This is a genomic window from Gordonia sp. ABSL11-1 (assembly GCF_030315685.1).
Lineage (GTDB): Bacteria > Actinomycetota > Actinomycetes > Mycobacteriales > Mycobacteriaceae > Gordonia.
This window is the reverse complement of sequence record NZ_JASXSI010000009.1, coordinates 25,803-52,619: the sequence shown is the minus strand read 5'-3', so window position 1 is coordinate 52,619 and position 26,817 is coordinate 25,803. Positions and strand designations below refer to the sequence as shown.

Annotated in this window: 20 protein-coding genes, 1 pseudogene and 1 riboswitch; of the genes and pseudogenes, 8 read left to right on the top strand and 13 right to left on the bottom strand. The window is 68.5% G+C overall.

Going from position 1 to position 26,817, the window contains the following annotated elements; all coding sequences use genetic code 11:
• Positions 1-3 precede the first annotated feature (3 nt).
• Positions 4-675 carry a phosphoribosyltransferase gene (locus QSJ19_RS11940; protein ID WP_286320635.1) on the top strand — a complete coding sequence of 224 codons (672 nt, stop codon included), beginning with the start codon at positions 4-6 and terminating at the stop codon, positions 673-675.
• Positions 676-695: 20 nt separating this feature from the next.
• Here the strand turns inward: QSJ19_RS11940 and QSJ19_RS11935 are convergent, their stop codons facing one another.
• The 6 genes from QSJ19_RS11935 to QSJ19_RS11910 all read right to left on the bottom strand — a co-directional run bounded on the left by QSJ19_RS11935 (position 696) and on the right by QSJ19_RS11910 (position 10,515).
• Positions 696-2,090, bottom strand: coding sequence for a wax ester/triacylglycerol synthase domain-containing protein (locus QSJ19_RS11935; protein ID WP_286320821.1), 1,395 nt, complete (start codon positions 2,088-2,090; stop codon positions 696-698).
• Positions 2,091-2,131: 41 nt separating this feature from the next.
• The gene (locus QSJ19_RS11930; protein WP_286320633.1) at positions 2,132-3,616 is read right to left on the bottom strand and encodes an HAD-IB family hydrolase; all 1,485 of its coding nucleotides are present in this window, start codon (positions 3,614-3,616) and stop codon (positions 2,132-2,134) included.
• A complete protein-coding gene (locus QSJ19_RS11925) occupies positions 3,613-5,859 on the bottom strand; it encodes a glycerol-3-phosphate 1-O-acyltransferase (protein ID WP_286320820.1) in 2,247 nt (748 codons plus the stop codon). Before QSJ19_RS11925 ends, QSJ19_RS11930 begins: the two co-directional genes overlap by 4 nt.
• Before the next feature lie 144 nt (positions 5,860-6,003).
• Positions 6,004-8,622, bottom strand: a complete 2,619-nt coding sequence (locus tag QSJ19_RS11920) for a helix-turn-helix transcriptional regulator (protein WP_286320632.1) — start codon at positions 8,620-8,622, stop codon at positions 6,004-6,006.
• Positions 8,623-8,731: 109 nt separating this feature from the next.
• Positions 8,732-9,484, bottom strand: a complete 753-nt coding sequence (locus tag QSJ19_RS11915; RefSeq protein ID WP_286320630.1) for a DUF2705 family protein — start codon at positions 9,482-9,484, stop codon at positions 8,732-8,734.
• The gene (locus QSJ19_RS11910) at positions 9,481-10,515 is read right to left on the bottom strand and encodes an ABC transporter ATP-binding protein (RefSeq protein ID WP_286320628.1); all 1,035 of its coding nucleotides are present in this window, start codon (positions 10,513-10,515) and stop codon (positions 9,481-9,483) included. The genes QSJ19_RS11915 and QSJ19_RS11910 overlap by 4 nt, the downstream gene beginning before the upstream one ends.
• A gap of 54 nt (positions 10,516-10,569) precedes the next feature.
• On the opposite strand from QSJ19_RS11910, the gene QSJ19_RS11905 reads away from it, so the two are divergent.
• A complete protein-coding gene (locus tag QSJ19_RS11905) occupies positions 10,570-10,860 on the top strand; it encodes a DUF1330 domain-containing protein (RefSeq protein ID WP_286320626.1) in 291 nt (96 codons plus the stop codon).
• A 315-nt stretch (positions 10,861-11,175) separates the two neighbouring features.
• A pseudogene (locus tag QSJ19_RS11900) lies at positions 11,176-11,727 on the top strand (oxygenase MpaB family protein); the annotation flags it as partial.
• A 440-nt stretch (positions 11,728-12,167) separates the two neighbouring features.
• Here QSJ19_RS11900 and QSJ19_RS11895 read toward each other — a convergent pair.
• The 3 genes from QSJ19_RS11895 to thiO form a co-directional block, all read right to left on the bottom strand.
• The gene (locus QSJ19_RS11895) at positions 12,168-12,944 is read right to left on the bottom strand and encodes a thiazole synthase (protein ID WP_286320623.1); all 777 of its coding nucleotides are present in this window, start codon (positions 12,942-12,944) and stop codon (positions 12,168-12,170) included.
• A gap of 4 nt (positions 12,945-12,948) precedes the next feature.
• Positions 12,949-13,146 (bottom strand): sulfur carrier protein ThiS, encoded by a 198-nt coding sequence (gene thiS, locus QSJ19_RS11890; RefSeq protein WP_286320621.1) that lies wholly within the window; start codon positions 13,144-13,146, stop codon positions 12,949-12,951.
• Positions 13,143-14,261 carry a glycine oxidase ThiO gene (gene thiO / locus QSJ19_RS11885; RefSeq protein WP_286320620.1) on the bottom strand — a complete coding sequence of 373 codons (1,119 nt, stop codon included), beginning with the start codon at positions 14,259-14,261 and terminating at the stop codon, positions 13,143-13,145. The genes thiS and thiO overlap by 4 nt, the downstream gene beginning before the upstream one ends.
• Positions 14,256-14,371, bottom strand: a riboswitch (TPP riboswitch). Its footprint overlaps the gene before it by 6 nt.
• A gap of 21 nt (positions 14,372-14,392) precedes the next feature.
• On the opposite strand from thiO, the gene thiE reads away from it, so the two are divergent.
• Complete coding sequence (gene thiE / locus QSJ19_RS11880; RefSeq protein ID WP_286320619.1) at positions 14,393-15,088, top strand: thiamine phosphate synthase; 696 nt, start codon at positions 14,393-14,395, stop codon at positions 15,086-15,088.
• Positions 15,089-15,431: 343 nt separating this feature from the next.
• Entirely contained in the window at positions 15,432-15,803 is a 372-nt protein-coding gene (locus QSJ19_RS11875; protein WP_286320617.1) for a 2-isopropylmalate synthase, read from the top strand.
• Between the two features lie 37 nt (positions 15,804-15,840).
• Here the strand turns inward: QSJ19_RS11875 and QSJ19_RS11870 are convergent, their stop codons facing one another.
• The gene (locus QSJ19_RS11870; RefSeq protein ID WP_286320616.1) at positions 15,841-16,323 is read right to left on the bottom strand and encodes an NUDIX hydrolase; all 483 of its coding nucleotides are present in this window, start codon (positions 16,321-16,323) and stop codon (positions 15,841-15,843) included.
• A gap of 281 nt (positions 16,324-16,604) precedes the next feature.
• On the opposite strand from QSJ19_RS11870, the gene QSJ19_RS11865 reads away from it, so the two are divergent.
• The 3 genes from QSJ19_RS11865 to QSJ19_RS11855 are packed head-to-tail and all read left to right on the top strand — an operon-like array spanning position 16,605 to position 21,666.
• Complete coding sequence (locus tag QSJ19_RS11865) at positions 16,605-18,056, top strand: GlnX family signal transduction membrane protein (RefSeq protein WP_286320615.1); 1,452 nt, start codon at positions 16,605-16,607, stop codon at positions 18,054-18,056.
• Positions 18,053-19,063, top strand: coding sequence for a glutamate ABC transporter substrate-binding protein (locus tag QSJ19_RS11860; RefSeq protein ID WP_286320614.1), 1,011 nt, complete (start codon positions 18,053-18,055; stop codon positions 19,061-19,063). Before QSJ19_RS11865 ends, QSJ19_RS11860 begins: the two co-directional genes overlap by 4 nt.
• 14 nt (positions 19,064-19,077) lie before the next feature.
• Positions 19,078-21,666 carry a serine/threonine-protein kinase PknG gene (locus tag QSJ19_RS11855; RefSeq protein WP_286320612.1) on the top strand — a complete coding sequence of 863 codons (2,589 nt, stop codon included), beginning with the start codon at positions 19,078-19,080 and terminating at the stop codon, positions 21,664-21,666.
• Positions 21,667-21,760: 94 nt separating this feature from the next.
• On the opposite strand, the gene QSJ19_RS11850 is transcribed toward QSJ19_RS11855, so the two are convergent.
• From QSJ19_RS11850 to QSJ19_RS11840, 3 genes are read right to left on the bottom strand one after another with little or no spacing between them, the layout of a single operon-like run.
• A complete protein-coding gene (locus QSJ19_RS11850; RefSeq protein ID WP_502876144.1) occupies positions 21,761-22,978 on the bottom strand; it encodes an acetate kinase in 1,218 nt (405 codons plus the stop codon).
• Positions 22,975-25,080 (bottom strand): phosphate acetyltransferase, encoded by a 2,106-nt coding sequence (gene pta / locus QSJ19_RS11845; protein WP_286320609.1) that lies wholly within the window; start codon positions 25,078-25,080, stop codon positions 22,975-22,977. The genes QSJ19_RS11850 and pta overlap by 4 nt, the downstream gene beginning before the upstream one ends.
• Positions 25,081-25,107: 27 nt before the next feature.
• Positions 25,108-26,679, bottom strand: coding sequence for an FAD-binding oxidoreductase (locus tag QSJ19_RS11840; RefSeq protein ID WP_286320818.1), 1,572 nt, complete (start codon positions 26,677-26,679; stop codon positions 25,108-25,110).
• Between the last annotated feature and the right edge of the window lie 138 nt (positions 26,680-26,817).

Below are 26,817 nucleotides of genomic sequence, written 5' to 3'. Positions count from 1 at the left end.
GTCATGCCGTTCCGGGCGGAGGCCTTCGACGATCGACGTGACGCGGGAATCGCACTGGCGCAACGATTGAGGCGCGAGCCGCTGATGTCGACGACGAAGTCCGACGGCCGCGACGTCGTCGTGATCGGCCTCGCCCGGGGCGGCGTCCCGGTCGCACGGGAGGTCGCCGACGCGTTCGATGCCGCGCTCGACGTCCTGGTGGTGCGCAAGATCGGAGCACCCGGGCAACCGGAGTTCGCGATGGGCGCGATAGCCGCCGGCGAGATCGTCGTCAATGACGACGTCCCGCGCCGGCTCGGCGTCTCGGAGGCCCGATTCGCCGAGGCGGTGGACCGGGAGAATCGACTGCGGATCGAGCGTGAACAACGGTATCGCGAAGGTCGCGAACCACTCTCGTTCACCGACCGTACCGTCGTCCTCGTCGACGACGGCCTCGCCACCGGTTCGACGATGGCGGTGGCGGTGCGCGCCGCGCGGGCGGGCGGGGCCGCCGCGATCGTGGTCGCCGTGCCGACCGGACCGGCCGACACCCTACGACGATTCGCCGACGACCCGGGCGTCGACGCCGTCGTCGCCGTGATGACTCCCGAGCCCTTTCACGCTGTGGGACAGTCGTATCGGACCTTCGGTCAGGTCGACGACGACCACGTGCGGCGCAGCCTGCGACGCGAATGAGCAGTCCCAGCACGACCAGCTCAGATCACCCGCCGCAGGGTCCCCGCACGCCCGCCCGCGCCGGTGTCTGCGGCGAGGGCCAACACCTCGTCGAATCCCTCGACGAGACACTCCGCGAACAGCTCCGGTTCGGTGATCGAGGCCGCGTCCTGGTTCAGCCCGAGGCAGGCGACGCCGTTGTGGGTGATCATCGTGGCCATCACCGCGCAGCCGGGCAGCGGTCCGAACGGGAACATGCGTTCCACCTTGGCACCCGCGACGAAGGTGTCCCACGGTATTCCGGGCACGTTGCTGGCCTGCAGGTCGTTCTGCGTTGTCGCGCCGCTGAACTGGGCGAGCACCTGACCCGGCAGCCACGCGAGCACCGACCCGAGGGTGTTGAAGATGTCGACGGCGGGTTCGGTCCGGGCCGCGCGTACCTGCTCGCGGATGGTGAGTACGCGCTCGAACGGATCCTCGATCCCGACGGGTCCGGCCATGCGGCCCACCGCGATCCGGTTGCCGCCGGCCGGGTCCTCGGGGCGGCGTACGGAGATGGGGATGGCGACCGGAATCGCCTCGACGGGTGTACCCATCTTCTCGTGGTAGAAGCGGAATCCGCCGATCAACCCGGCCAGATAGGCGTCGTTCACCGAGGCGCGCGCCGCCGTGCCGGCCGCCTTCAGGTCGTCGAACGGCACCTCGAACGCGCTGAACCGCCACGACAGACTGCGGTGCAGGAGCAACGGCGAGCCCGGCGGACTGACCAGCCCCGCCACCCGCGGCACCGACCGCCCGTACCGCAGCACCTCGCTGACCGCGCGCCTCGGTCGCGCGAGAGCACGCACGCCGTGCCACGCGGTGTCGACGCGATGCGGTAGCCGCTGCACCTCCTCGACCACCTGGCGGCCGAGGACGTCGAGGGACGACACGTTGCGAGGTTCGGGATCCGGCGGCTGCGGTTTGCCGGGGATCGGATCGCGCGATGTCGAATGCAGTTGCGCCAGTCCGAGTATCGCACCGAGACCATCGGTGAGGGCATGATGTGCCTTGAGGAAGTAGGCGGCCCTGCCGTCGGGCAACCCCTCGATCAGCGTCCCCTCCCACGGCGGGCGGCCCTGATCGAGCGCCGTCATCGCGAGTTGCTCACAGGTGGTGAAGAGTTCACGCATCGAGCCGTCGCCGGCAAGACGCATCCGTCGGACGTGATAGTGCAGATCGAAATCGGGATCCACCGCCCAGCTCGGTGTGCCCGTGCCGAACGGTGAGTCGATCACCCGCTGCCGGAAGCGTGGCGCCATCCGACTCCCCCACTCGTGCGCGGCGAGCAACCGATCCCAGTCCGGGACACAGTCGTAGATCTCGATCATGCAGATCGTCGCGCGCAGTCGTCGGTCGGTGTCGCCGCGCCACATCAGCGCGTCGACCGCGCTCATGTGCGATTCGCTGGCCCAGTCGAGTGGTTCGTCATTGCTGCTCACAGGTCTGCCTCCGTCGATCGCGTCATCCGTCCGTCCTCGAAAAACTCGACCGGCCAGTCGGTCAGGGCGCTGAGAAACATCTGTCGGACCTCCTCGGCATGCTCACCGGCGGTCTCCGGCCGCCACTGTGAGGTGTCCACGGGCGGCAACACCTTCACCTCGACGGTCCCAGGCTTGATCAATTGCGATCCACGCCACATCAATTCGCCGGTGTTGCGGAGCACGACGGGGACCACGGGCACGCCGGCCTGCATGGCGATGTGGAAGGGCCCCTTCTTGAACGGACCGATGCGCGGGGTCGACGACCGCGTCCCCTCCGGCGCCACCACGAGCGAGATGCCCTCGTCCCGGAGTTTCCGCACCGCGGGCTGGAGTTGTTCGATGGCGCGGCCGGGATCGGCGCGGTCGATGAAGACGAGACCCGCGGCGTCGAGGATCTGGCCCAGGACCGGCACGCGTTTGATCTCCTTCTTGGCGACGCCGGTGGCGTCACGGCGGACCAGGTGGATCAGCACCGGCAGGTCCAGCTTGGACTGGTGGTTGAACACGAAGACGCATGGCCGATCCGCGGTCAGGTGCTCCTCGCCGTCGAGGACGCGGACGCTGACCCCGGCGATGGCGAGCCCGATGTCGTTGCCGGTGGGGATCGCCGAATCGACCAGGATGCTCGGATCGCGACGCAGGAGTCCCCCGGCGACGCCGATCGCGGCCGAGGAGATGAACGATCCGTAGAACGCCCCCGTGCGGGCGGCCATCGCCAGACGGTTGTAGGAGGGATTGCGGAGATCGAGGATGGGCCAGCCGCGTGCCTGGGCCTCCGCGCGCAGTCCGTGCCGCGGTGACACCGCGGCAGGGTGACCGACCGATTCGAGATAGGGGATGTCCTCGTTACCGTCGCTGTAGGCGAACGACGCGTCCAGATCCATGTCGTGCTCGCGCGCGAGCGCCCGGACGGCCGCCGCCTTGCCCGGCCCCCACAGCGGCCGTCCGACGAACTTGCCGGTGACAACGCCGTCGACGACCTCGACGTCGGTCGCCAGTGCGTCGTCGGCCTCGATCTCCCGGGCGATGGGGTCGATCTGGAATCGGGTCGCCGAGGACGCGATCACGATGCGGTGCCCCATCTCCCGGTGTGCCCGCAGGATCTGCCACATCTGGGGCCGCAGTTGGGCTGCGGTCTCGTGTTTGAACAGATCGGCACCGAAGTCCAGCAGCTCGGCGTAGGTCTTGCCGGCGAAGGTCGGTTTGGTCGCCTCGAGCACCTCGGCGTAGTCCTGTTCGGACTTCACCCCGCGCAGGCCGATGAGCAGGAAGTCGGCGAGCTCGCCGAGCCCGAACTCCATGCTGCGGATGCGGGCCCGGGTGATGGCGATGGCCGAGAACCCCTCGATCAGCGTGCCGTCGTAGTCGAAGAAGGCGCCTACCTTCTTGCCGGTGGGCGCCGACCGGATCTCCCGCAGTCGGTCGGCGACGGAGCTCATCGGCGCAGTCCCCGCAGAGCCTCACCGAAGTGTTCGGCCTCGATCGTGGCGATCCGGGACAGCCGGTCGCGCATCAGGTTCACCTCGTCGAGCCACGCCTGACGCCCGGCGACGAGGTCGTCGACACCGGTGCCGGTGATCAGACCGCGGTTGTCGGCGAGCTGGTAGGCCGCGTCGTAGAGCTCCTTGGACACCGAGTCACGACTGCGGACCACACCCTGCAGGGACAGTTGCCGCCCGAGTCCCAGACAGGCCTCGAGCAACGTCTCCTTGTCGATCGACGTCTCGGCTCCTGCCGACACCAGGCTCTCGGCGACGACGAGCTGGGCGTCGAAGAACGGCTGCAGGGTGCGCCGGGCGACCAGTGATCCGCCGTGTTCGCGCAACGTTCGCTCGGTCCACGCCTGATCGGGGCGCACGTCCCGCCATTCCGACGACATGAGATCGAGCTCGGCCCCGAGCCGGTGCAGAAACGCGTCTTTCGCCGGGAAGAAGAACTCGAACTTCAGCAGATCGCGGATGCGTAGCGCCTCCTGCTGCGCCGACGGCAGCAGTTCACCGGCACCGTCGTTCTCCAACGCGCCGTCGGCGGCGGCGAGCATGCCGAGTTCGACGATGGCCCGGTCGACGAAGTGGTGCAGGGCACCGTTGCGGTAATAGGCGGCGACCGCGTAACTGCCCGGCGCGATCGACCACACAGTGTCCGGCCCCTCGTCGAACCGGGTGAGTACCCCTTCCTCGGTGAGGACGCCGAGCGTGCGCCGCAGGCCGATGCCGCGGCAGAGCTCGGGGTCGGGTCCCGGCAGACCGCGACGGTCGATGTACTCGAGCAGCGGCGCGAGGATGGCCTCGATCTCGGCCGCCGTGTAGGCGCGGTCGCGGGCGCCGAGCAAGGCGAATCCGGCCAGTGAGGTCGCCGAGATCGGTGTGGCGGCGTTGATCTCGTCCATCACCTTGAACGCGACCTTCTCCAGCTTCGCCGGGCCCTCACCCGACTCGGCGAGCGCCTGACGGAGCGAGAATGGTTCTCCGAAGCGGACTCTCGCCTCGCCGAGATAATCGCGCTGCGCTTTGGCGTACTTCAGCAGCCAGCCGACGCCTTCGGGCTTCTTCTTCCCGCCGGCCGATTCCTTGGCCATCGCGCCGATCTCGTGCAGCTGGTCGTACACGATCGACGTCGGGACGATCATCACGTCGGCGTCGTCGAGCTGCTCCACCGCGTCGACGACGTAGGCCAGCAGACCCAGCATCGGCTTGCGCAGCTTGCCCGTTCGGCTCCGGCCACCCTCGATGTACCACTCGAGGTTGAACCGCTTCTCGACGATGAACGACAGGTAGGCGCGCATCGCGAACTTGTAGATCGGGTCTGCCCCGAACTTGCGTCGGATGAAGATCATCCCGGCGCGGCGCGCGATCGGACCCACCGGCCAGAACGCGAGATTGTTGCCGCCGAGCACCAGGTTGGGCGGGAAATCGTGGCTGCGCAGCACTTCCGACAACACGAGCGTATCGACGTAGGAGCGGTGCGACGGCAGGAACACCAGTCCGTTGGACTTGTTCAGTTCGCGCAGCCGGTTGAGGGTGCCGAGGTCGACCGACACCGTCCAGGTCCGTTCGTGCAGATTGCTGAAGACCGACGAGAAGATGTCGTCCATCAGCCGGCTCTGCGTCGCGACGAACGTCGACATCTTGTCCGTCGCCTCCTGCGCCACCAGGGCGGCGGGACGACCGAGTTCGGCGGCCAGTTTCGCGGCCCCGGCCTGGAAGCGGGCCGAGGTGCTGATCTGCTCGGCGACCAGCCGGGGCACCTTGTATCGGTCTCCGACGATCTGCCGTTCGGCACGCTCGGCCGAGAGCGAGGCCTGCACCGTCACATAAGCGGTGAACGACTCCCCCTCGGCCAGATGCTGGTCGTATCGTCGGCGAAGATCGGCGATCGTTGCCGCCTCGCCCTCGACGACGCGCAGCCGGTCCGGCCTGCGGCGTTTGATGACGGGCTGGGTCATCGCCATCGGTCGTCGTGGATTCGACAGGACCAGCACGTCGGCGACCGACACCCGGCGCTCCCCCTTGCGCACCGGCGGCAGCCACGCGACCCGGGCCGGGATCAGGACCGTCTCCGATGAGAGACCGTCGAGGTCGATGCCGCGGGCCGAGCGAACCGGCGCGTCGGGATGCTGTTCGGCCGCCCACTCCGTCACCGCGCGCAGCTCACACGCTGTACGTACCTCGGCCAGCACCATCGAGTCGCCCACTGCAACCGCCTCTCACGTTCCCCGGCCCCCGACGTCTGCGCCCGGCCGCCACGTCGGCGGCCGCGTGCACGGCACGGTCATTGTCGCGCGACGGACCCGCCGGGCGAGGCGGATTCGGCGAGAGAGGTCTGTTCAGGCGTCGCCGGCGTCGGAGCGTCGCAGCAGCGCGGCGATCTCGGAGCGGTCGGTGACGTCGAGCTTGGTGCACGCCCGGTAGATGTGACCCTCGACGGTACGCACCGACACGGTGAGTCGCTGCGCGATCTCCTTGTTGGACAGGCCCGCCGCGACGAGGTTGGCGATCTCTCGTTCACGCGAGGTCAGCGGAAGTGGTTGTGCGGCCTCTACGAGCGCCGGGGTCCGCAGACCCCCGCAGTCGGCGGACAGCCGGTTCGCGACAGCGGCCGAGGCGACCGTCGCCGCCCGTGAGCCGGCCGCCTCGTGCAGAACACTCGCCTGCGCTGCCGCGTCGGCCGCCGACAACCGGAACCCGAGCGCTTCCAACGCGCCCGCGCACAGATCCAACTCGACGGCGTCGCCGGCGGCGAGGGCCTCGGCGTGCCGCGCGTACAGGCCGGCAAGCGGTCCGTCCAGGAAGCCCGACAACTCCCGTAACCGTTCGGCGACGGTGCTGTCACCGAAGCGGGCGGCGGTGTGCAGCGCCTCGGCCTCGATCGCGAACTGACGCGTACGGCCCGCCTCCGTGGCGGCGGCGCGCGCGGTCTCCAGCGCGAGCGACACCGTCCCGGCGGAGGCCTGCTGCCAGGAACGCGCGATCGTCAGCATCGGGCCGAACACCGCGATGTGGGGGCCGAACCGCTCGTCGGCGGTCCGCAGGGCCCGCTCGGCGTCGTCGGTGCGACCGGCCGCCGACAGCGCCTGTACCAGGTAGAACATCGCCGGATAATTCCATGACTCGGCCTCGCCGCTGCCGCTGTCGAGGGTTGCGAGCGTCTGCTCCATCTGCCGTGCGACGGCAGCGCTGTCGCCGCGGGCCAGATCGACGACCGACACCAGGATGCCCGCCATGGCCCAGCCGAGATACTGCCCGATGTTCGAGAACTCGACGTACCGATTCGCACGCGATGCTGCCTCGTCCAGTTGTCCGGTGAGGGTGAGCGCGAGGATCTCACCGAGCCCCGCCGGGAAGCGCAGCAGGCCGTCGGTGACCGTCTCGGCGACCCGGGCCCGCGATGCGAGGTCCGCGACCTCGTGCCCTCGCCCGGTCAGTGCGCGCGCGAGACTTCCGCCGAAGACCGCCCACTCCACGGCCCACGGCGACGGATTCGGCGAGTCGAGCACCTCATCCGACAGCGCGATGGCGTCATCGACGCAGTTCTCGAAGATCGCGCACGCCGCCGCGAAACCCTTCACCACCAACGCCAGATTGGGATCGGTGACCTTCTCCCGGAGCATCGATAGGATGTCGTCGGCGCGACCGGCATCGCCGAGTGCCCAGAATACGGTTGCGAAACGTATTCCGCCCCAATAGATCAGCTCGATGTCGCTGAGGTCGTCGGGACGGAAACCGGCCAGCACCCGATCGGCCTCGGTGGCGTTGCCCTGCCACATCAGTGATCGCGCCAACGGCTCCGCGGCGCCGAGACCGCCGTTGCCCTCGGCGAGCGCGGCACGGGCGAACCGCTCCCCGAGCGGGGCGTTGGCGAAGCCGAGTGCGTCGCGGGCTGCGGCACTCATCAGGTCCGCGTCGATCGCGACGTCGCTCTCGAGTGCGAGGTCGGCGAGCCGGATGCGTTCGGCGGCGGTGTCGGTGCCCCGCGACTGCAGGGCCTTGACGAGGCTGCCGCGGAGTCGGCGTGACGACGCCAGGCCGAGCCGGTGCCGGATGACCTCGCCGAACAGCGGATGGTTGTACTGGACGTTCAGTCGTCGGCCGTCGCGCAGGATGCGGACGAGCCCGGCGATCTCGGCCTCCTCGACCGCTTCCTCGCCGGCGAGGTCGGCCAGGATGTCGATGTCGAGCGGCTCGCACAGCGCCAGGTACTTGAGCACCGTCAGGACCGAGTCGTCGAGCTGCTCGATCCGGCTCTCCAGCAACGAGGCGAGCTCAGAGGTGATCGCGGCGCGGCCCCGCAGCTGCCAGACCCCGTTGACCTGACGCAGGGTGTCAGCCTGGCGCGCGCCCTCGACAAGGTGCCTCAGGAACAGGGCGTTGCCGCCGGACGCCTCCCACATCAGGTCGGCCGACAGACCTTCCAGCTGGCCGCCGAGCACCGTTTCGATCAGTTCGACACTCTGATGTTTGGTAAACGGCGACAACGTGATCCGCGTGAGGTGGTTGTCCTTCCACAGCGATGTCACGGCGTCGGGGACGGTCTCCCCGCTGCGGACGGTCGCGACGATGTGCACCGCACGGTCGATGGCGAGCTGATGCAGCAACGTCGCCGACAATTCGTCGAGCAGGTGGGCGTCGTCGACCCCGATGACGATATTGCCGTCGGCGAGCAGTGATTCGCGCGCTGCGGCGAGATAGGTGAGCGGATCGCTGGTGGTGGCGGGACCGACGAGGTGCGCGAACACGCCGAGCGGGATGCTGCGCGCCGACTCGGTTCCGGCCACCCAGCGCACGCCACCGTCGAGGGCGGCGGTGACGTGGCGGGCGAGCGTCGTCTTGCCGACTCCCGAGTCACCCGTCAGCACGACACCGCATGCGGCCGTCTCCCCGCGCAGAGCGGCACGGATGATGCGGAATTCCTTCTCGCGCTCGACCAGAGGCCAGTTCGGGGACATGGCTGCAGATTTTAGTCCTGACCCGCCGGGACCCGACAGGCGTAGCGGGAACCGGCGCCTGACGACGATGTGCGCTACGTCTGCGGCGCAGGGAGCGGGATGAGGGAGGTCAGGCGTCGCGGCGGTCGGTCACCAGGATGCCGACCACAAAAACGACGACCGCGAACACGGCGAAGTAGATCAGCGATCCGTAAGCGTTCCAGTGATATCCGGTGTCGTCGAGCGAACCGTTGAGAAAACGGCTGCCGTTCGCGAACGGGAGGAATGGTGCGATGTGCTCCCCCACCTTCGGCAGGATCGACAGGATCGACTCGACCGCGAGATTCCAGATCAGCACGATGACGATGGCACCGGCCGTGTGCCGGACGATCGCACCGACACCGAGCCCGATCAGCACATACAGCGCAGCGATGACCGGGGTGCCCCAGATCTGCCGCAGCACCCCGCTGTCGCCGAGTTCGATGCCGCCCGTCGAGCCGGAGAACGCCTTGGCCAGCACCACTCCGACGATGGCCAGGACGAGCGTGACCACGAAGGCAAGGACCCCGAACACGCTCGCCTTGGCGAGCAGGACCGTGGACCGGCGTGGGATTGCCTGGAACGTGGTGCGGATGGTGCCGAACCGGTACTCGCTGGTCACTGCGAGGACCGCCATGATCATCAGCACCAGCACGCCGAAGGAGTTGAGTCCGACGAGTGCGGTCCACGCCGACTCGAGCGGTGTCGGCGCCAGCGGACCATTGACGGTCGCGCCGGTCAGCACCGCGACACCGATGGCCAGCAGGGCGACGATCCCCACACACCAGTACGGAGACCGGGTCGAGGTCAGTTTGATGCGTTCGGCGTTCATCGCGGTGATCATCGCGGTCCCTCCGGCATCGGGGTGTGCGGATTCGGGCTGCTCTGGGGATTCGGGGTCTGGGGATTCGGCGGGAACGGAGTCGACGACGGGGGGTGCGTTCCCGCCGGATGGGCCCCGGGAGCGCCGCCCTGATACTGCACGGCACCCGCGGTCATCGACATGAACACCTCCTCCAACGAGGCACTCGTCGTGGTCAACTCGTGCAGCACGATCCCGGCATGCCCGGCCATGTCGCCGACCTGTTCGGTGGAGACGTCGGCGATCGACAGGAACGGCTGTCCGTCGGCGGCCGATCCCACGGTGACGACGAGCCCGGATTCCGCGAGCAACCGATGCAGATCCGGCAGTCGCGGACTGCGCACGCGGACACTGCGTGCGGCCTGCCCGGTGAAGTCGCTGACCGAGCAGTCGGCGATCAGGCGTCCCTGTCCGATGACGACGAGATGGTCGGCGGTCAACGACATCTCGGCGAGCAGGTGACTGGACACCAGGACCGTGCGTCCCTCGGCCGCCAGGTGCTTCATGAACCCGCGAATCCAGACGATCCCCTCGGGATCGAGGCCGTTGACCGGCTCGTCGAACAGCAGCGTGTGCGGGTCACCGAGCAGGGCACCGGCCAGGCCGAGGCGTTGCTTCATGCCGAGCGAGAACCCGCCGGCCTTCTTCGACGCGACCGAACCGAGACCGACGAGGTCGAGCACCTCGTCGACGCGCCGGGTCGGTAGACCGTTGGAGGCGGCCATCCATCGGAGATGTGACCGGGCACTGCGATTCGGATGTATCCAGCCGGCATCGAGCAATGCACCGACCTGCCGCAGCGGGTGGTCGAGGTCGCGGTAAGGGCTGCCGTTGATCGTCGCCGTCCCCGCGGTCGGCCGGTCCAACCCGAGCATCATCCGCATCGTCGTCGACTTACCGGCACCGTTGGGTCCGAGGAATCCGGTCACGAAACCGGGTCGGACCTCGAAGGTGAGGTCGTCGACGGCACGTACCTGCCCGAAGACCTTGGTCAGGTTCTCGACTCTCAGCACACCCTCGACCATAGACAGACGCGGCGAACACGCCGAGTGGGTAGCGTTGGCCGCGTGTCGGTCACCTTTGCCGTACTGCTGTGGCCCGTGGCCGGGCGGGAGGCGGAACTCCACGCCTACGAGGACGACGTCCTCCGGCTGCTCGACGACCACGGTGGCCGCGTCGTGACCCGGGCGCGCAGCGTCGACACCGATGGATCACAACCGCTCGAGACGCAGCTCATCTCGTTCGACGAGGACGCGGGGTTCGACGCCTACATGAGCGATCCGCGTCGGACGGCGGTGACCGACCGGCGCGACGCGTGCGTGGCGCGGACACAGTTGTGGCGGGTCGACCTCGGCTGACCTTCCCTCCGGGCATGGCCCGGGTCCGTGTGAGCCGTCGGCGTGGGTGGGCCGTCGCGGCTCAACCGGGAACGAGCGCGGCCAGCGCCGTCCGCGAGCTGGGCTGTCGTCGGAGACGGACACCGGGTCGTCGGCGCAGGAGCTCGACAGTCTCGGAGAGCAGGTGTCGTCGCATCTCAGCGCTGCGTTTCTGCTGCGGTCGCGCGCGGACCGACCCACGCGTGGGACGGCGAATGGGGCCTGTCATGAAAGTGAACAGGAAGTGAGGAATCCTCGTGTTTGACTGAACTCGTGGATCTCGCGCCCCCGAAAGAACTGGTGAACGTCGACCGTGCCCGTGCCCGTCACGGTGCTGCCGACGACGCCGACGACGCCCCCGCATCGCTGCGCAACCTGTTCGCGTTCCTCGACGCCGAACCCGACTGGGGCGACCACGCCCGGCTCGACCGCGCCGCCGACGCCCTGATCCGACATACCGCCGCCTTCGGCATCGCGCTCGGCGCGGCATCGCTGCTCCGCGGGGCCGGCAACAACATCGCCGGGAAGCCGCTGGTGCTGACCGGCCGCTACGCCTCGATGCCGGCGATCCGATCGGTCGAGGTCGGCGAGTGGCTGCGCCAGGTGATCACGCCGGGCGGGATGCGTCGGGACGGCGGTGGATTCGCCTACACCGTGCGAGTCAGGTTGATCCATGCCCACGTCCGGCGTGGCATGTATCAGCTCGGTACGTGGGACGAGGCGGCGTGGGGCGTGCCCATCCCGCAGCCCTACATGGCGTTCACCATGGCCGAGTTCGGCCACATCGCCCTCGACGCCATGCACACCTTGGGTGTCCGACTCTCCGACGACGACGCAGACGCGTTACACATCCCGGACACCCACCTCAAGCACGGCATCCGCGCCGCCGGGCCGATGACGGCGGCGGCCGGGCGGGCGCGCATGATCGTCGGCGGAGGCCGGGAGAGATTGTCGCGCAGGGGTTATCGATCTCGCGATCTCGCGATCTCGCGATGTCGAGATGACGCGGAATGCGCACGGCCTACGGGGTGACCCACGAGTTGGTCGACAACGCGCCTGCCGTCCCGTAGCGCCCTGTGTCGCGCAGCAAGACACCCCGCGTCGCGCAGCAAGAGACCCACCGCCGACCGTGTCCAACTTTTCGCCGACCGGGTCCACGAGAACACGATCGATGGAATCCCGGGCACGATCGCCGAAATCCTGGGCACAGTCGGCGAGATCCGATCCCTGAGGAGCGAGCCCGCGAGCGTAACGAAGGGTCGATCAACAGGGGCGATCAACAGGGCCGATCAACTCCGTGCCGGCGACGACGCCTCCGCCCAGAACCGCTTGGGAATGCGACCGGCCCCGGCGGCGTGACGGCCGGCGATCACCGCGTGCCGCATCGCCGTGGCCATCCGTTCGGGGTCGTCGGCGCGGGTGACCGCCGACGCGAGAAGCACCGCGTCGCAGCCGAGTTCCATCGCCAGAGCGGCGTCGCTTGCGGTGCCGATACCCGCGTCGAGCACCACCGGCACCGCAGCGTCGGCGACGATCATCTCGATGTTGTGCGGATTGGCGATGCCCAGTCCCGTGCCGATGGGCGAGCCGAGTGGCATCACCGCGGCGACCCCGAGATCCTGCAGACGTCTCGCAAGCACCGGGTCGTCGTTCGTGTAGGCGAGCACCGCGAAACCATCGTCGACGAGAGCCCGTGCGGCCTCGACCAATTCGATCGGATCGGGCAGCAGGGTCCGCTCATCGGCGACGACCTCGAGTTTCACCCAGTGGGTCTCGACGGCCTCGCGCGCCAGCTGTGCGGTCAGCACCGCCTCCGCCGTGGTGTGGCAGCCGGCGGTGTTCGGCAGGATCGCGATGTCCAGCCGGCGGAGCAGTTCGATCAACCCGGTCCTCGACTCGGGCGAGACCCGCCGTAATGCGACCGTCGTCAGCTCTGTCCCTGACGCCACCAGGGCCCGTTCCAGCACAGCGAGATTCGTTGCGCCACCCGTTCCCATGATCAGCCGAGATGTCAGTTCGCGGTCGGCGATCCGCAGCGGGGCATCCGTGTCCGTGTCCGTCGACACCGCGCTACCCACCCTGCACCGCCGTCACGATCTCGATCTGGGCGTCGTCGTGCAGCATCCGATCCCACCTTCCTCGTGGTATGACCTCGCCGTCGACCGCGACCGCGATCCCGCGATCGGGCAGGCCGAGCTTCGCAACCAGGCCCCCGACCGAGACTTCGGCGCCCAGGTCGTGGCTCTCTCCGTTGACGACGACGGTCATCGTTTCACTCCTCCGGTGGATGCAGCCACCTGGTCGTGGTCGGTTGTGGCCCCATCCAGTACGGCCATCACCGTGTCGGCGGTGTACGGTGCCAACAGGATTCCGTTGCGTCCGTGGCCGGTGGCGACGACGACCCGTTCGTCGACGCGTCGGATGATCGGCAGCCCGTCCGCCGTGCACGGGCGCAGTCCCGCACCCGCCTCGGTGAGTTCGTAGGTCCGGATGCCCGGCATCAGTTCTGACGCGTCGGCGAGCAGGTCGGTGACGCCGCCGACCTCCGGGGCGACGCTCTGTTCGTCGTACGGCTCATATTGTGTTGCGCCGACGACGATCCCGTCGTGTCGCGGCACGAGGTACACCGATCGCCCGTGCACGCGCGCGCGGATCACCCGCTCCGGCCCGGGCACCGACCATCGCGTCCGGTGCAGCCGCAGGATCTCGCCCTTCGCCGCGTGCAGCTCGATCTCCGGGAGCAGCGCGCGGGTTCCGAGGCCGGCCGCGACGAGCACATCGTCGACGTCGAGCCCGGCGAGGTCGTCGACACGCTCCTCGACGATCTGCCCACCGCCGGCGACGAACGCGTCACGCAGTCGGGTCAGCAGACGCCGGTTGTCGACGGCCCCTTCGCCGACGGCGAGAAATCCGCTGTGCATCCGCGAACTCAGCGTCGGCTCGAGCCGTCGGATCTCGGCGAGGTCGACACGCCGTAGGTCGTCGGTGGCCCGCGGTTGTCGGGCCCAGACGAACTCGGCGAGGGTCGCCAAATGTTCGGCATCCGTCGACGATGCCGCCACGAACAGCGAATCCGCGGCCGCCAGGACAGCGGGATCACCGAGTCGGGCGATGAGGACCCGCCAGCGGCGGACCGATGCGACGGAGAGGCGCAGGAGTTCGTCCTCACCGGGGTGTCCTTCGGCGAGCGACCCCAGCATCCCGGCGGCCACCCAGGCGGCACGACCATCGGCCCCGGCGTCGTACACGTGGACGGGGCGGCCCGCGTCGAGGGCGGCGAGCGCGCATGTCAGGCCGATGACGCCCCCGCCGACGACGGCCAGCGATCGCGGGGCACCACCGGTGTGATTCGGCGAATCGGTGTGATTCGGAGAGTGGGTCATCCGATGACCTCCTTCCTTCGCCGGCATTACCCGGATCAGGTCAAACGGTCAGCAGGGGTTCGTCCCGCACTCTCAGCCCGGCGTACCCCCGGACTCCCGTGTCGTTGCACCGCTAGCCTACCGTTGCCCGCGTGACCACCTCGCGACGCCTGCGCACCGACCGCCTCGAGAACTCGCGGTTGTATCTGTGCACCGATGCCCGTCGCGAGCGCGGCGACCTGATCGACTTCGTCGCGGCGGCCGTCGACGGTGGCGTCGACCTCGTGCAACTTCGCGACAAGGGGTCGGTCGGCGAGTCACGCTTCGGAACGCTCGAGGCACGTGAAGAGCTGGAGATCCTGGCGCGACTGCGCGCGGTGACACAGGACCGCGGTGCCCTGCTCGCCGTCAATGACCGCGCCGATATCTCGACCCTCGCCGACGCCGACGTGCTGCACGTCGGGCAGGGGGATCTGTCCGCTGCGCAGGCACGACAGATCGTCGGGCCCGAGATCCTGATCGGACAGTCCACCCACGACGTCGAGCAGATGGCCGTCGCCGTCGCCGACGACGAACTCGACTACTTCTGCGTCGGCCCCTGCTGGCCGACGCCGACCAAACCGGGCCGGAGCGCACCCGGGCTCGACCTGGTACGAGCGACTGCCGCGGCGGGCGCGAGGACACCGTGGTTCGCGATCGGTGGGATCGACGCCGACCGGATGCCCGAGGTGGCGGCGGCCGGTGCACGGCGGGCCGTCGTCGTCCGCGCGATCACCGCCGCCGACGACCCCACCGCCGCCGCGATCCGGTTGCGGGCTCTGCTGAGCGGACATCAGGTCAGTCGCTGACGCACGTCTCGACGCGCGGCCGTCGTGTTCGTGCGCTCGATGAACACGGTTGCCGAAGCCGCGGGCGGGGGACTACCGTGGTCGGCATCATGTCGCCCAGGACGAGCATTCTCGTAACCTGCCGCAGCGGGGTCTGATTCGACCGACCCCCCGCTGCGGGGTCGTTGCGCTCTCTTCTCGTCGGTCACCATCTGTTTGACCGAAACGACGACACGAGATGCACAGCCTTCACATTTCCCACAGATCCTTGTCCTGTGCCCCGGCGCGGGACGGACGACTGGATCCGTTCGCGAGCCGCTACGGCTGCAGACTGCCCCGAGGCATGCACGAGGAGGCGATCGGGATGACCTGGCAGGGATTCGCTGACGAGTACGCACCGACCGGCGCCATCCGGCTCGGTTCCTGGAGCATGGAGACCGCGCGCGAGGACCTGGTCACGTGCCGCGCGACGATCGCCTTCTCCGACACCATCATGTCCGTGCAGGCGACCGCGTCCGGCCCGATCGGCGCGATGACGTCGATCCTGCACGACATCGGGGCGCCGGTGCAGATCGTCCGTCTGCATCAGCGGGAGGTCGACGGCACGGTCACCACATTCCTGCTCTGCGAGAACGACGGTCGACAGTGCTGGGCCTACGGCGACGGCGCGACCGGCGACGAGGCGAGCCTGAATGCGCTCATCGCCGGGGCGAACCGTCTACTCGTCGCCGGCTGAGCGGATCGCGGGTCGCGTCCAGGCCGCCGCGACGACGTCAGCGCTGCAGGTCGAGCGCCATGATGCGCTCGCGCAACTCGGGCCACGCCCGGCCGAACGCTGGGTGCAACGGCAATGCGGCGATCTCGTCCTCCGGCACCCAGCGCAATTCGGCGGACTCGCCGTTGGCGATGGTGTGGACCGGCATGTCGACCTCCGCGATCACCGTCGTGTAGGTCCAGCCGCTCGGCGCCTGATGGGTCACGACGGCGGCGACGATGCGCAGATCCGCCCCGCCGATCCCGGCTTCCTCGTCGGCCTCACGGATCGCGGTGTCGATCGCGCTCTCGTGCGAATCCCGGGCACCACCGGGCAGTCCCCAGGTGCCACCCTGATGCGACCAGACCGCACGATGTTGCAGCAGGATCGAATTCGCGCCGTCGGGCAGCGGCGCACGCAGCAGGAGGCCGGCAGCGCCGTTACGTCCCCAGTAGCGAGAACCATCCGGGTCGATCACCCAGCCGTCACCGTCTCCGCGCACGCATGCCTCCTGATCGTCGCCCCGCCCCGAATGGCCCCAGTTGCGTCCACGGTATGTGAGGGTCGCGACCCTGGCCAGGGGACGAGCATTGAGGACCCGCGGACACGACGTCCACAAGGCGAGCCGGACATGGTGGTGAGGACTAGGGTTGTGGCCAGGACTGAAACGCGACAGCCGCCCCGGGCGACAGACAAGGTGGAGACAGTGGAACCGACGCCGGGTGCAACCGGCACGATCGGAAAGTGACGCCGGAATCATGGAGAGTTCGGAAGGGCCCTGACGTGACCGGCGACGTCTCGCCCATGCGGACCGCGCTCACCCGCGCGGGCCGGACGATCCGGCCCAGTCCCACGGCTCCCCCGATCCGACAGGTCCTCGCCGACCGGCGCGACCTCGTCACCACCGCCCGTCAGCGTGCGCAATCGCCGCTGACCACCGTGCGCCGGTACGCGGTCACCAGCCCCGGCAAACTGATCCTGATCCTCGTGCTGATCGCGGTGATGTGTGTGAGCGCCGGGTTCTACGCCTCCACCACGCTGGAGAAGCGCACCGAGACACTGCGCGAGATGATCGAGCGGACCGAGCCGCTGGCCGAGGCATCCCAGGTGCTCTACAGCTCGTTGTCGATCGCCGACGCCGCGGCCAACTCCGCATTCATCTCCGGCGGTCTGGAGTCTCCCGAACTTCGCACCCGCTACTCGGATGCGCTCGCGACGGCGTCGTCGTCGTTGATCATCGCCGCCGGCACGTCGCAGGAACCCGGCGAGGACACCACCAGCGCGGAGAAGCGCGAGATCAACACGGACCTGCAGACACTCGCCATCAGCATCCCCGTGTACAGCGGTCTCGTGGAGGTCGCCCGGACAAACAACAGGCTGGGCAACCCGGTCGGGTCGTCATATCTCGGTGAGGCGTCGAGCCTGATGCAGGAGAAGATCCTGCCCGCGGCGCAACGCCTCTACGAGCAACGATCACTGGCGATCGCCGACCCCCAGAGCGCGCTGACCGTTCCCCCGTGGGGCGTGTACGTCGCCCTGATCGTCCTGATCGTGGCGCTCGTCGCAACGAGTCGATATCTGGCCCGGCGCACCCGACGACGGTTCAACCTCGGCGTGCTGGCCGCGTTGATCGCGGTCGTCGTCGGCACCGTGTGGCTGCTCGCGTCCGGTCTCATGTCGGTGGCGGCCACGAACAACGCCCGGATCGACGGCGCCGATCCCCTGCGCGAGCTGACGTCGGCACGCATCCTCACGCAGCAGGCGCGGTCCGCGGAGACGCTGTCCCTGGTCCGTCGCGGCGACCAGGCCGATCTCGACCGCACGTTCGCCCAGTCGACCGCAGAGATCGGCCGCACCCTCGATCGGATCAAGAGTGACCGCGGCGACGATGAGTCCGGCCCGGTCACCGACGCCCAGCTCTACAACGCGAACTTCGTGCTGAACCAGTGGAAGGAACGCGACGCGCAGGTGCGCGCGCAGATGAGTGCCGGCAACTTCTCCCAGGCGCGGGTGTTGACGGTGGGCGACGGCCCCAACTCGACGGCGAAGGCCTACGCCGATCTCGACCGCGCCCTCGTCGACAACATCACCATCACCCGCAAGTCGTTCCGCGACGACATCAACACCGCGCAACGGGTCCTCGGCTACACCGGTACCGGCATCCTCATGCTGACGCTGTTCGCCGCCGCGGCCGTGGTCGTCGGCCTGATCCCGCGTATCCGGGAGTACCGATGAGATCCCACCTCCGCACCGGACCCGACGGTCGTCGGCGGGCGCTCGGGTCGGTGGTGATCTGTCTGGCCATCTGTCTCCTCGCCACGGGGTGCGTGCGGTTCGCCGCGCCGTCGTCGCCACCGCCCATCGCGTTCGGGGTGCAGCCGTCGCCCGCCGGGGCGGAGACCGACGTGGCCCGCGAGCCGGCGCCGAACTCGGAGAACTGCGATGCCACGGTCAGTCTGCGGCCCGGCCCGATGCCGGTGCCCGCGCAGATGCCGATCCGTAGCACCATGGCCGACATCCTCGGTCGCGGACGGCTCATCGTCGGACTCGACATCGGCAGCAATCTGTTCAGCTTCCGCGATCCCATCTCCGGCGACATCCAGGGATTCGACGTCGACATCGCGCGCGCGATCTCGAAGGCGATCTTCGACGAGCCGGGCACCATCGAGTACCGGGTGCTGAGCTCGGCCGAACGCACGCAGGCGCTCATCGACCATTCCGTCGACGTCGTGGTGAAGACGATGAGCATCACCTGCGACCGCACTCGTGAGGTCGCGTTCTCCAGCCCTTATTATGCTGCGTCACAACGTATTCTGGCCACGCAGATGTCCGGGATCACGGGACCCGACCAGTTGGCGGGCAAGCGCGTGTGCGCGGCGCGCGGCGCGACGTCGATCGGGCGCATCCAATCCATCGAGCCACGTGTCAGAATGGTCACCACCACCACATGGGCGGACTGCCTGGTGATGATGCAGCAAGCGCAGGTGGACGCGACGACCACGGACGACGCCATCCTCGCCGGCCTTGCCGAGCAGGATCCGTGGGTGCGACTGGTGGGCCCGGGTCTCGGCGAGGAGTACTACGGGGTGGGTATCCCCAAGGGGCAGGACGACATGGTCCGGTTCGTGAACGGGGTACTCGATCAGCTACGGACGAGCGGCCAGTGGTATCAGATGTACAACCGCTGGTTGTCCATCCTCGGTCCCGGCTCGGGGCCGCCGATACCCGTCTACCGCGATTGAGATGACCGACTGAGATGACCGACCGCGAGAGCGCGACCGACGCAACGACTCCCGATCAGGACGCGGGAGCCGTCGACGTGGGCACGCAGGCGGTCAGCCGCGACGAGTTGTGCGGCGACGATCCCGACGTCGGCACCCAGGCGGCGACGCGTGAGGAACTCGACGTCGGCACCCGGGCCGCCACCCGCGAAGAACTCGACATGGGCACCCAGGCCGCCACCCGCGAGCAGCTCGACGTCGGCACTCAGGCCGTGAGTCTCGACGACCTCGACGTCGGTACACAGAAGGCCGATCTGGACGACCTCGAGTCCGCCATGGTCGACGACGACCCCACGACGGATCGGGTGTCCGGACGGTCGGGGCCGACCATCCCCACCGACGTGATCGCGTCGCTCGGTTCGGGCCGGCGTCTGGTACCGCGCAACCGTTCGATGGTGCACGATCGGCGGCTGGGCAGTGGACTCGTCGAACTGCCCAAGATCACCGACATCGAGCCGGCGGACGCGGTCCTGACCAATCCGGTGATCGCCGAGAGCAAGCGGACGTGTTGGCGGTGCGGCAAACCGGTCGGACGGTCGAGGGGAACGGGCAAGGGTGGTCTGACCGGGGTGTGCCCGCATTGCGGAGCAAGGTACTCATTCGTGCCGGGTCTGGCCAGCGGAACGCTCGTGGCCGACCAGTACGAGATAACCGGCGCAATCGCACACGGCGGTCTCGGATGGATCTACCTGGCCATCGACCGGAATGTCTCGGACCGTCCGGTCGTCCTCAAGGGCCTGCTCAACTCGTCGGATTCCGAGGCCCAGGCGGTGGCGGTGGCCGAACGGCAGTTCCTGGCGTCGGTGAATCACCCCGGCATCGTGAAGATCTACAACTTCGTCGAGCACGTCAACGACTACGACGATCGTTTCGGCTACATCGTGATGGAGTACATCGGCGGCCAGACCCTCAAGCAGATCACGTCCGACGACGAAGAGCAGGATGGCGGCAGCGGGTTGCTGCCCGTCGAACACGCGATGTCATACATGCTGGAAGTCCTTCCGGCCGTGGGATATCTACACTCGGTCGGCCTGGTCTACAACGACGTGAAGCCGGAGAACATCATGGTCGGCAGCGACGAGGTCAAGCTCATCGACCTCGGTGCTGTCTCCCCGATCAACGGCTACGGCCACCTGTACGGCACGCCCGGCTTCCAAGCGCCGGAGATCGTCAAGACCGGACCGCAGGTGGCGACCGACATCTACAGCATCGGCCGCACGCTGGCCGCGCTCACCGTGGACATGCCGAAGAAGGACGGCCGGTACCTCGACGGCCTGCCGTCCCCGCAGGACACACCGGTGTTCCGCGACAATCCGTCGTATTACCTTCTCCTGCAACGCGCCACCGCGCCGGACCCGGCCGATCGGTTCGCGACGACCGACGAGATGACCACCCAGGTGCTCAACGTGCTCCGCGAGATCGTCGCGGTGCACACGGGCGTGCCACGGCCGTCGCTGTCGACGGTGTTCACCCCGCAACGCTCCACGTTCGGCACGGATCTCATGCTGGCACCGGTCGACGGCTTCTTCGACCCCGAGCAGGCGGCGTTCTACGATCCCGTCGACATCGCCCGCGCATTGCCACTGCCACTGGTCGATCCGATGGATCCGGCGGCGAGTCTGCTGACGTCGGCCGCGCTGTCGGATCCGCGCCAGACCCTCGACTCCATCCATGCCGCGCGCGCCGACGGCTTCACCGCGATGCTCGGCCGACCGAGCAAGAATCGGCATCCATCGCTGGAGATCGACCTCGCCGAGGTGCGCGCCCACCTCGAGCTCGACGACGTGGACACCGCACTCGCCCTCCTGCGCGATGTGTCCGCGCACCACGGTGATTCGTGGCGGGTGCAGTGGTACCTGGCCATCTGCGCGCTCATGAACGACGAGCCCGAACTCGCATACCGACGGTTCAGCGATGTGCTGCAGGCGATGCCGGGGGAGGTGGCACCGAAACTCGCCGTGGCCGGGACCGCGGAACTCATCGGCCGGTGGCTGTCCGACGAGGTGTCGCCGTCGGCGGACCACCGGTCCCGGGTCGCCGAGCTGTTCGACATCGCCGCCCACCACTATCACGATCTGTGGTTGACCGATCACGGGATCGTCACCGCAGCTTTCGGTCTCGCTCGTCTGTCGATCGCGCAGGGAAAGGTCGACGAGGCCATCGAACCCCTCGACGAGGTGCCGCCGACCAGCCGACACTTCAACACGGCCCGGGCGACCGCCGTGATCGCGCTCGTACACGGCAGGCCCACGGAGGACGTGACCCGGGAGCAGGTCGTCGAGGCCGCGCGCCGCGTCGGCGTCATGCCGGACACCGAACCTCGCAAACAGCGCCTGCTGCTGATCGTCCTGGGCACCGCGCTCGGGTGGGTCCATGAGAACCCCGACACCGATCCGGCACTGCAGCCGACGACCCTCCTCGGCTATCCGTTCACCGAGCAGGGGCTCCGAGCCGGCACCGAACGGTCGCTGCGCGCGCTGGCCCGCCAGACACGGACCAACCGCGCCCATCGATTCATGCTCGTCGATCTGGCGAACTACGTGCGTCCGGACACGCTGTTCTGAGGTCGCCCCCTCCGTGACGCTCGCACGCTCGCTCCTCAGCTCAGGGAGCGTGGTTGCCGCTCGCAAGCTCGCTCCTCCGGGAGCAGCCTGACACTCAGAGGGCCGCGACGACGTCGGCCGCCTGGCGGGCGATGGCCAACTCCTCGTTCGTCGGGACCACGAGGACATCGACGTCGGAGTCGTCGGCGGAGATCCGGCGGGCATGTTTGGCGCGCACAGCATTTCGCTCCGCGTCGATGACGATGCCGTAGTTCTCGAGTCCGGCCAGCGCGTCGGCACGCACACTCGCGGCGTTCTCCCCGACCCCGGCGGTGAAGGTGATCGCATCCACCCGGCCGAGTTCGATCATGTAGGCACCGATGTAACGGCGCAGACGATGGATGTAGATGTCGTAGGCCCGTCGCGCACCGGCGTCACCGGCCGCCATCTTCTCCGTGATCGACCGGAAGTCGTTCTCTCCGCACAGTCCCTTCAGCCCGGACTGCTTGTTGAGCAGTGTGTCGATCTGGTCGACGCCGAGTCTCGCGACCCGATTCAGGTGCAACACGATCCCGGGATCGATGTCGCCGCTACGGGTTCCCATCACCAAACCCTCGAGTGGTGTCATGCCCATCGAGGTGTCGATCGGACTGCCACCGGCGATCGCCGACGCCGACGCGCCGTTGCCCAGATGCAACACGATCTGGTGGAGATCGACGGGGCGATCGAGGAACTCGGCCACCTGCTGCGACACGTACTCGTGGCTGGTGCCGTGGAATCCGTAGCGCCGGATCGCATGGAGGTCGGCGACCCCACGATCGATGGCGTACGTAGCGGCCGCGTCGGGCAGCGAGTGGAAGAACGCGGTGTCGAACACCGCGACCGACGGCACGTCGGGCAGCAGCGATCGCGCGGCGTCGATCCCGATCAGGTTGGCCGGATTGTGCAGGGGCGCAAGCGTGGAGATCCGGGAGATCTCGGAGATCACCTCGGGATCGATCAACGTCGGCCGGTAGAACGTGCGTCCGCCGTGCACCACGCGGTGCCCGACCGCGAGCAGCCCGGCCGTCGTGAGGTCCGTCCCGTGGTCGGCAAAGAATCGCATGGCGCGTTCGATGGCCGCGTGGTGATCGGGCAATGCGAGGACCTCGGTAGACTCCTCACCGTCCTGCTCGTGGGTGATCGACGACTCGCTCTCCCCGATCCGTTCGGCGACGCCGTCGGCCTGTACCTCCTCGGTGTCCGGTTGCAGCAGCTGATATTTCAGCGATGAGGATCCGGCGTTGAGGACGAGGACCGCACCCCTCGCCGACATCGCGGTCGTGCCGGTCATGCCGTTGCCTCCGTGGTCGCGGGCTGCCCCTGCGCCTGGATCGCGGTGATCGCGACCGTGTTGACGATGTCGGAGACGAGCGCACCTCGCGACAGGTCGTTGATCGGTTTGTTGAGCCCCTGCAGCACCGGGCCGATCGCGATGGCATCGGCGCTGCGCTGCACCGCCTTGTAGGTGTTGTTACCGGTGTTGAGGTCGGGAAAGATCAGCACGGTCGCCTGCCCGGCGACCGGAGAATCGGGCATCTTCGTCTCGGCGACACTGGGTTCGACCGCGGCGTCGTACTGGATCGGCCCCTCGACGAGGATCTCAGGCGCGCGCTCGCGCACCAGGCCGGTCGCCACCCGAACCTTGTCGACGTCTGCGCCGGAACCGGATTGGCCGGTAGAGTACGACAGCATCGCCACGCGGGGCTCGATCCCGAACTGCGACGCGGTCTGCGCGGACGAGATCGCGATGTCGGCCAGTTGCTCGTCGGTCGGGTCGGGCACGACGGCACAGTCGCCGTAGGCCAGCACCTTGTCGGCGAGGCACATGAAGAACACGCTCGAGACCGTCGACACCCCCGGCGTCGTCTTGATGATCTCGAACGCCGGCCGGATGGTGTGAGCCGTGGTGTGCACGGCACCGGACACCATCCCGTCGGCACGGCCGGTGTGCACCATCATGGTGCCGAAGTACGACACGTCGCGCATCGTCTCGACCGCGCGTTCGTGGTCCATTCCCTTGTGCTTGCGAAGTTCGGTGTAGATCTCGGCGAACTCGTCGACGATCTCCGACGTGTCTGGGTCGATGACGTCGACGCCGACAATGTCGACACCGAGTTCCTGTGCGCGAGTCCGGATCACATCGGGATCACCGAGCAGCGTGAGCCGCGCGACACCCCGTCGGAGCAGGCGTCCGGCGGCCCGCAGGATGCGGTCCTCCTCCCCCTCGGGCAGCACGATGTGCTTCTGGTCGGCACGGGCACGGGCGATGAGGTTGTACTCGAACATCTGTGGCGTGACCACCGACGGCGAGCGCACGTCGAGGACCTTCATCACGGCCTCCGGATTGACGTGTTCCTCCACCAGCGCCAGCGCTGCTTCGATCTTGCGTGCCGAGCCGAGGCCGATCCGCCCCCGGGTGTGGGCGGCGGCGCGAGCCGTCTCGTAGGTCCCCTGCTCGCAGGATATGATCGGCAGCGTCGGCTTGAGTCCGGCCACCAACGCCTGGATCATCGGGTGCGGCCGCAGACCGCCGTTCAGGATGATGCCGGCAAGTCGTGGGAAGCCGTGTGCGGTATTGGCGTTGACGAGCGCGAGCAACACGTCGGAACGGTCCGCCGGGGTGATCACGACCGTGCCGTCGGTGAGCCGTTCGAGAATGTGTTCGACGGTCATGCCGCCGACCATGACCTTCAGCGCCTCACGGTCGAGGAGGTCGTCGTCGCCGCTGTACATCACGGCGCCGAGCGCCTCCTTGAGTTCGGCCATGGTGGGAGCGAAGAGCACGGGTTCCTCGGGTAGACACCAGGTCGGCACACCCGTCTTCTCGACCTCCTTGCCGATGACGACCATCAATTCCGGTTCGCACCGGTTGACCACGATGGCCGCGGTGGTGGCATGTGCGGCGGAGATCTCGGTCAGCAAGAGGTCGGTGATGCCGTGGAGTTCGATCGCGCTCCGCCCGGTTGCCTTGATCGCCAGGATGATCGGGGCCGACAGGTTGGCCGCGATCCGGGCGTTGTAGCTGAGTTCGGACGGATTCCCGACGTCGGTGTAGTCGGACCCGACGATCAGCACGGTGTCGCAACGCGCCTCGACCGCATGGAACCTGGCGACGATCTCGCCGATCGCGCCGTCGGGGTCGGTGTGCACCTGGTCGTAGGTGACGCCGATGCAGTCCTCGTAGGGGATGTCGACAGAATCGTGTTCGATCAGGAGGTCGAGGATGTAGTCGCGCTCTCCGGCCGCGCCGCGTGAGATCGGGCGGAACACTCCGACGCGTCCACCGGTCGCGGACAGGAGGGCCAGCAGGCCCAGCGCGACGGTGGACTTACCGGTGTCCCCTTCGGCGGAGGCGAGGTAGATGCTGCTCGACGTCGCGGTGTCTGCACCCATGACGACACCCTATCGGCCGCGGCCGCCTCAGAGCAGGACGCCGGGGTTGCACACCCCCGTCGGGTCCAGGGTCCGCTTCATGGCACGCAGCGTCTCGAGTGCGAGATCGCCGATCTCGGCGTGATAGGCCACCCGGTGGTCGCGTCCGACCGCATGGTGATGGGTGATGCTCGCGCCCGCCGCACGGATCGCGTCGTTGGCGGCGGTCTTGGCCGCCGACCACTGCGCGATCGGGTCGTCGGTCTGCGGCGCGACGACGGTGAAGTACAGCGACGCGCCGGCCGGGTACACGTGGCTGATGTGGCACATGACCAGCGGCGGTGTGCCGGCAGCGGCGAGTGTGTCGGTCAGGGCCCCCGTGACCGCCGAGCGCAGGTCGCTCAGCCGGGACCAGTAGGTGACCGTCTCCAGCGTCTCGACCAGCACTCCGGCGTCGAGCAGGGGGTCACGGAGGTATGGTCCGCGGAATCGTCCGGTCCGCCATGCCTCGCCGGGCCCGGTGCCCAGCGACGTCCCGCCGAGACGTTCCAGGACGGAGGTCGCCGCGGCACGACGGGTCTCGGCCTCGGTGCGCTCGCCCTCGAAGCCGACCACGACCAGACACCCGTCGATCGCGCTCGCATCGTCGCCGGCACCGGCCGCGGCGGGATCGGCGAGATTGACCGCGGTCTCCATCTCGTCGGAGAGACGGACCACCGTCGGCATCGGACCGTCCTGGACGAATGCCCGCAGTGCCGCTGCGCCGGAATCGAAGTCGTCGAACCGCCAGCCCTCGAACACGCGATGGGAAGGCTGGGGGTGGATGCGGACGGTCACTGCGGTGATGATGCCGAGCACGCCCTCGGAGCCGAGGAACAGCTGGCGGAGATCCGGTCCGGCCGCCGACCGCGGGGCGGTCCCGACCTCGATGGTGCCGCTCGGTGTCGCCACGACCAGTGCCTCGACCATCTCGTCGAACCGGCCGTAGCCCGCCGACGACTGGCCTGCCGATCTCGTTGCCGCATAGCCGCCGATGCCCGCACCCTCATAGGACTGGGGGAAGTGGCCGAGGGTGAACCCCTTGGCCCGCAACAGTTCTTCGGCCTGCACTCCACGCAGACCGGCCTGCAGAGTCGCGGTCCGGGATACCTCGTCGATGTCGACCAGACGATCCAGGCGGGCGAGGTCGATGCTCACCACACCGGCGAATCCCGCACGATCCGGAGTGAGTCCCCCGACCACCGACGTCCCACCGGTGAACGGCACGACGGCGACCCGGTGGTCGGCGCAGATCTGCAGCACCCGCAGGACGTCGGCGTGCGATCCGGGGGTGACGACGAGGTCGGGCGCATCGGTCCCGTCGCCGGCGCGCAGGGCGAGGATGTCCGGGGTCGAGTACCCGCGGGTGTGGTCGATACGGGCACGGTGGTCGTCGGTGACGTGAGCGGCACCGAGCGCCTCGGTCAGTGCGGATCGCGCCGCCGACGGCACCGTGGGGTCGCTCAGGGGGATCTCGTCCGGATCCACGCCGGTCCGATCGCCGCCCTCGGGAGCGAGTCCTGCGGCCGCGGTCGGCAGCCGGCCCGGCGTCGCGGGATCGCCCCAGCGTGGCCTGCGCATGTGCACCACGGGCAGAGCTGTCTCGTCGACCGTTGCGGTCTGTCTCGGCGCGCCTCCCCCGGCGCTCGATGAGCCCGTGTCGGTCGTGGTGTCGGTGGTCAGATCGGTCACGATGCAGGCCTCCCCTCCGGTGAACAT

What these genes read in the sequence shown, in the direction of transcription:
- QSJ19_RS11940 (WP_286320635.1), top strand. Translation starts at nt 4, where the DNA reads ATGCCGTTCCGGGCGGAGGCCTTCGACGATCGACGTGACGCGGGAATC.
- QSJ19_RS11935 (WP_286320821.1), bottom strand. Translation starts at nt 2,090, where the DNA reads ATGAGCGCGGTCGACGCGCTGATGTGGCGCGGCGACACCGACCGACGA.
- QSJ19_RS11930 (WP_286320633.1), bottom strand. Translation starts at nt 3,616, where the DNA reads ATGAGCTCCGTCGCCGACCGACTGCGGGAGATCCGGTCGGCGCCCACC.
- QSJ19_RS11925 (WP_286320820.1), bottom strand. Translation starts at nt 5,859, where the DNA reads ATGGTGCTGGCCGAGGTACGTACAGCGTGTGAGCTGCGCGCGGTGACG.
- QSJ19_RS11920 (WP_286320632.1), bottom strand. Translation starts at nt 8,622, where the DNA reads ATGTCCCCGAACTGGCCTCTGGTCGAGCGCGAGAAGGAATTCCGCATC.
- QSJ19_RS11915 (WP_286320630.1), bottom strand. Translation starts at nt 9,484, where the DNA reads ATGATCACCGCGATGAACGCCGAACGCATCAAACTGACCTCGACCCGG.
- thiS (WP_286320621.1), bottom strand. Translation starts at nt 13,146, where the DNA reads ATGACCGTCGTCGTCAACGGAGAGAGCCACGACCTGGGCGCCGAAGTC.
- thiO (WP_286320620.1), bottom strand. Translation starts at nt 14,261, where the DNA reads ATGACCCACTCTCCGAATCACACCGATTCGCCGAATCACACCGGTGGT.
- QSJ19_RS11875 (WP_286320617.1), top strand. Translation starts at nt 15,432, where the DNA reads ATGACCTGGCAGGGATTCGCTGACGAGTACGCACCGACCGGCGCCATC.
- QSJ19_RS11860 (WP_286320614.1), top strand. Translation starts at nt 18,053, where the DNA reads ATGAGATCCCACCTCCGCACCGGACCCGACGGTCGTCGGCGGGCGCTC.
- QSJ19_RS11855 (WP_286320612.1), top strand. Translation starts at nt 19,078, where the DNA reads ATGACCGACCGCGAGAGCGCGACCGACGCAACGACTCCCGATCAGGAC.
- QSJ19_RS11850 (WP_502876144.1), bottom strand. Translation starts at nt 22,978, where the DNA reads ATGACCGGCACGACCGCGATGTCGGCGAGGGGTGCGGTCCTCGTCCTC.
- pta (WP_286320609.1), bottom strand. Translation starts at nt 25,080, where the DNA reads ATGGGTGCAGACACCGCGACGTCGAGCAGCATCTACCTCGCCTCCGCC.
- QSJ19_RS11840 (WP_286320818.1), bottom strand. Translation starts at nt 26,679, where the DNA reads ATGCGCAGGCCACGCTGGGGCGATCCCGCGACGCCGGGCCGGCTGCCG.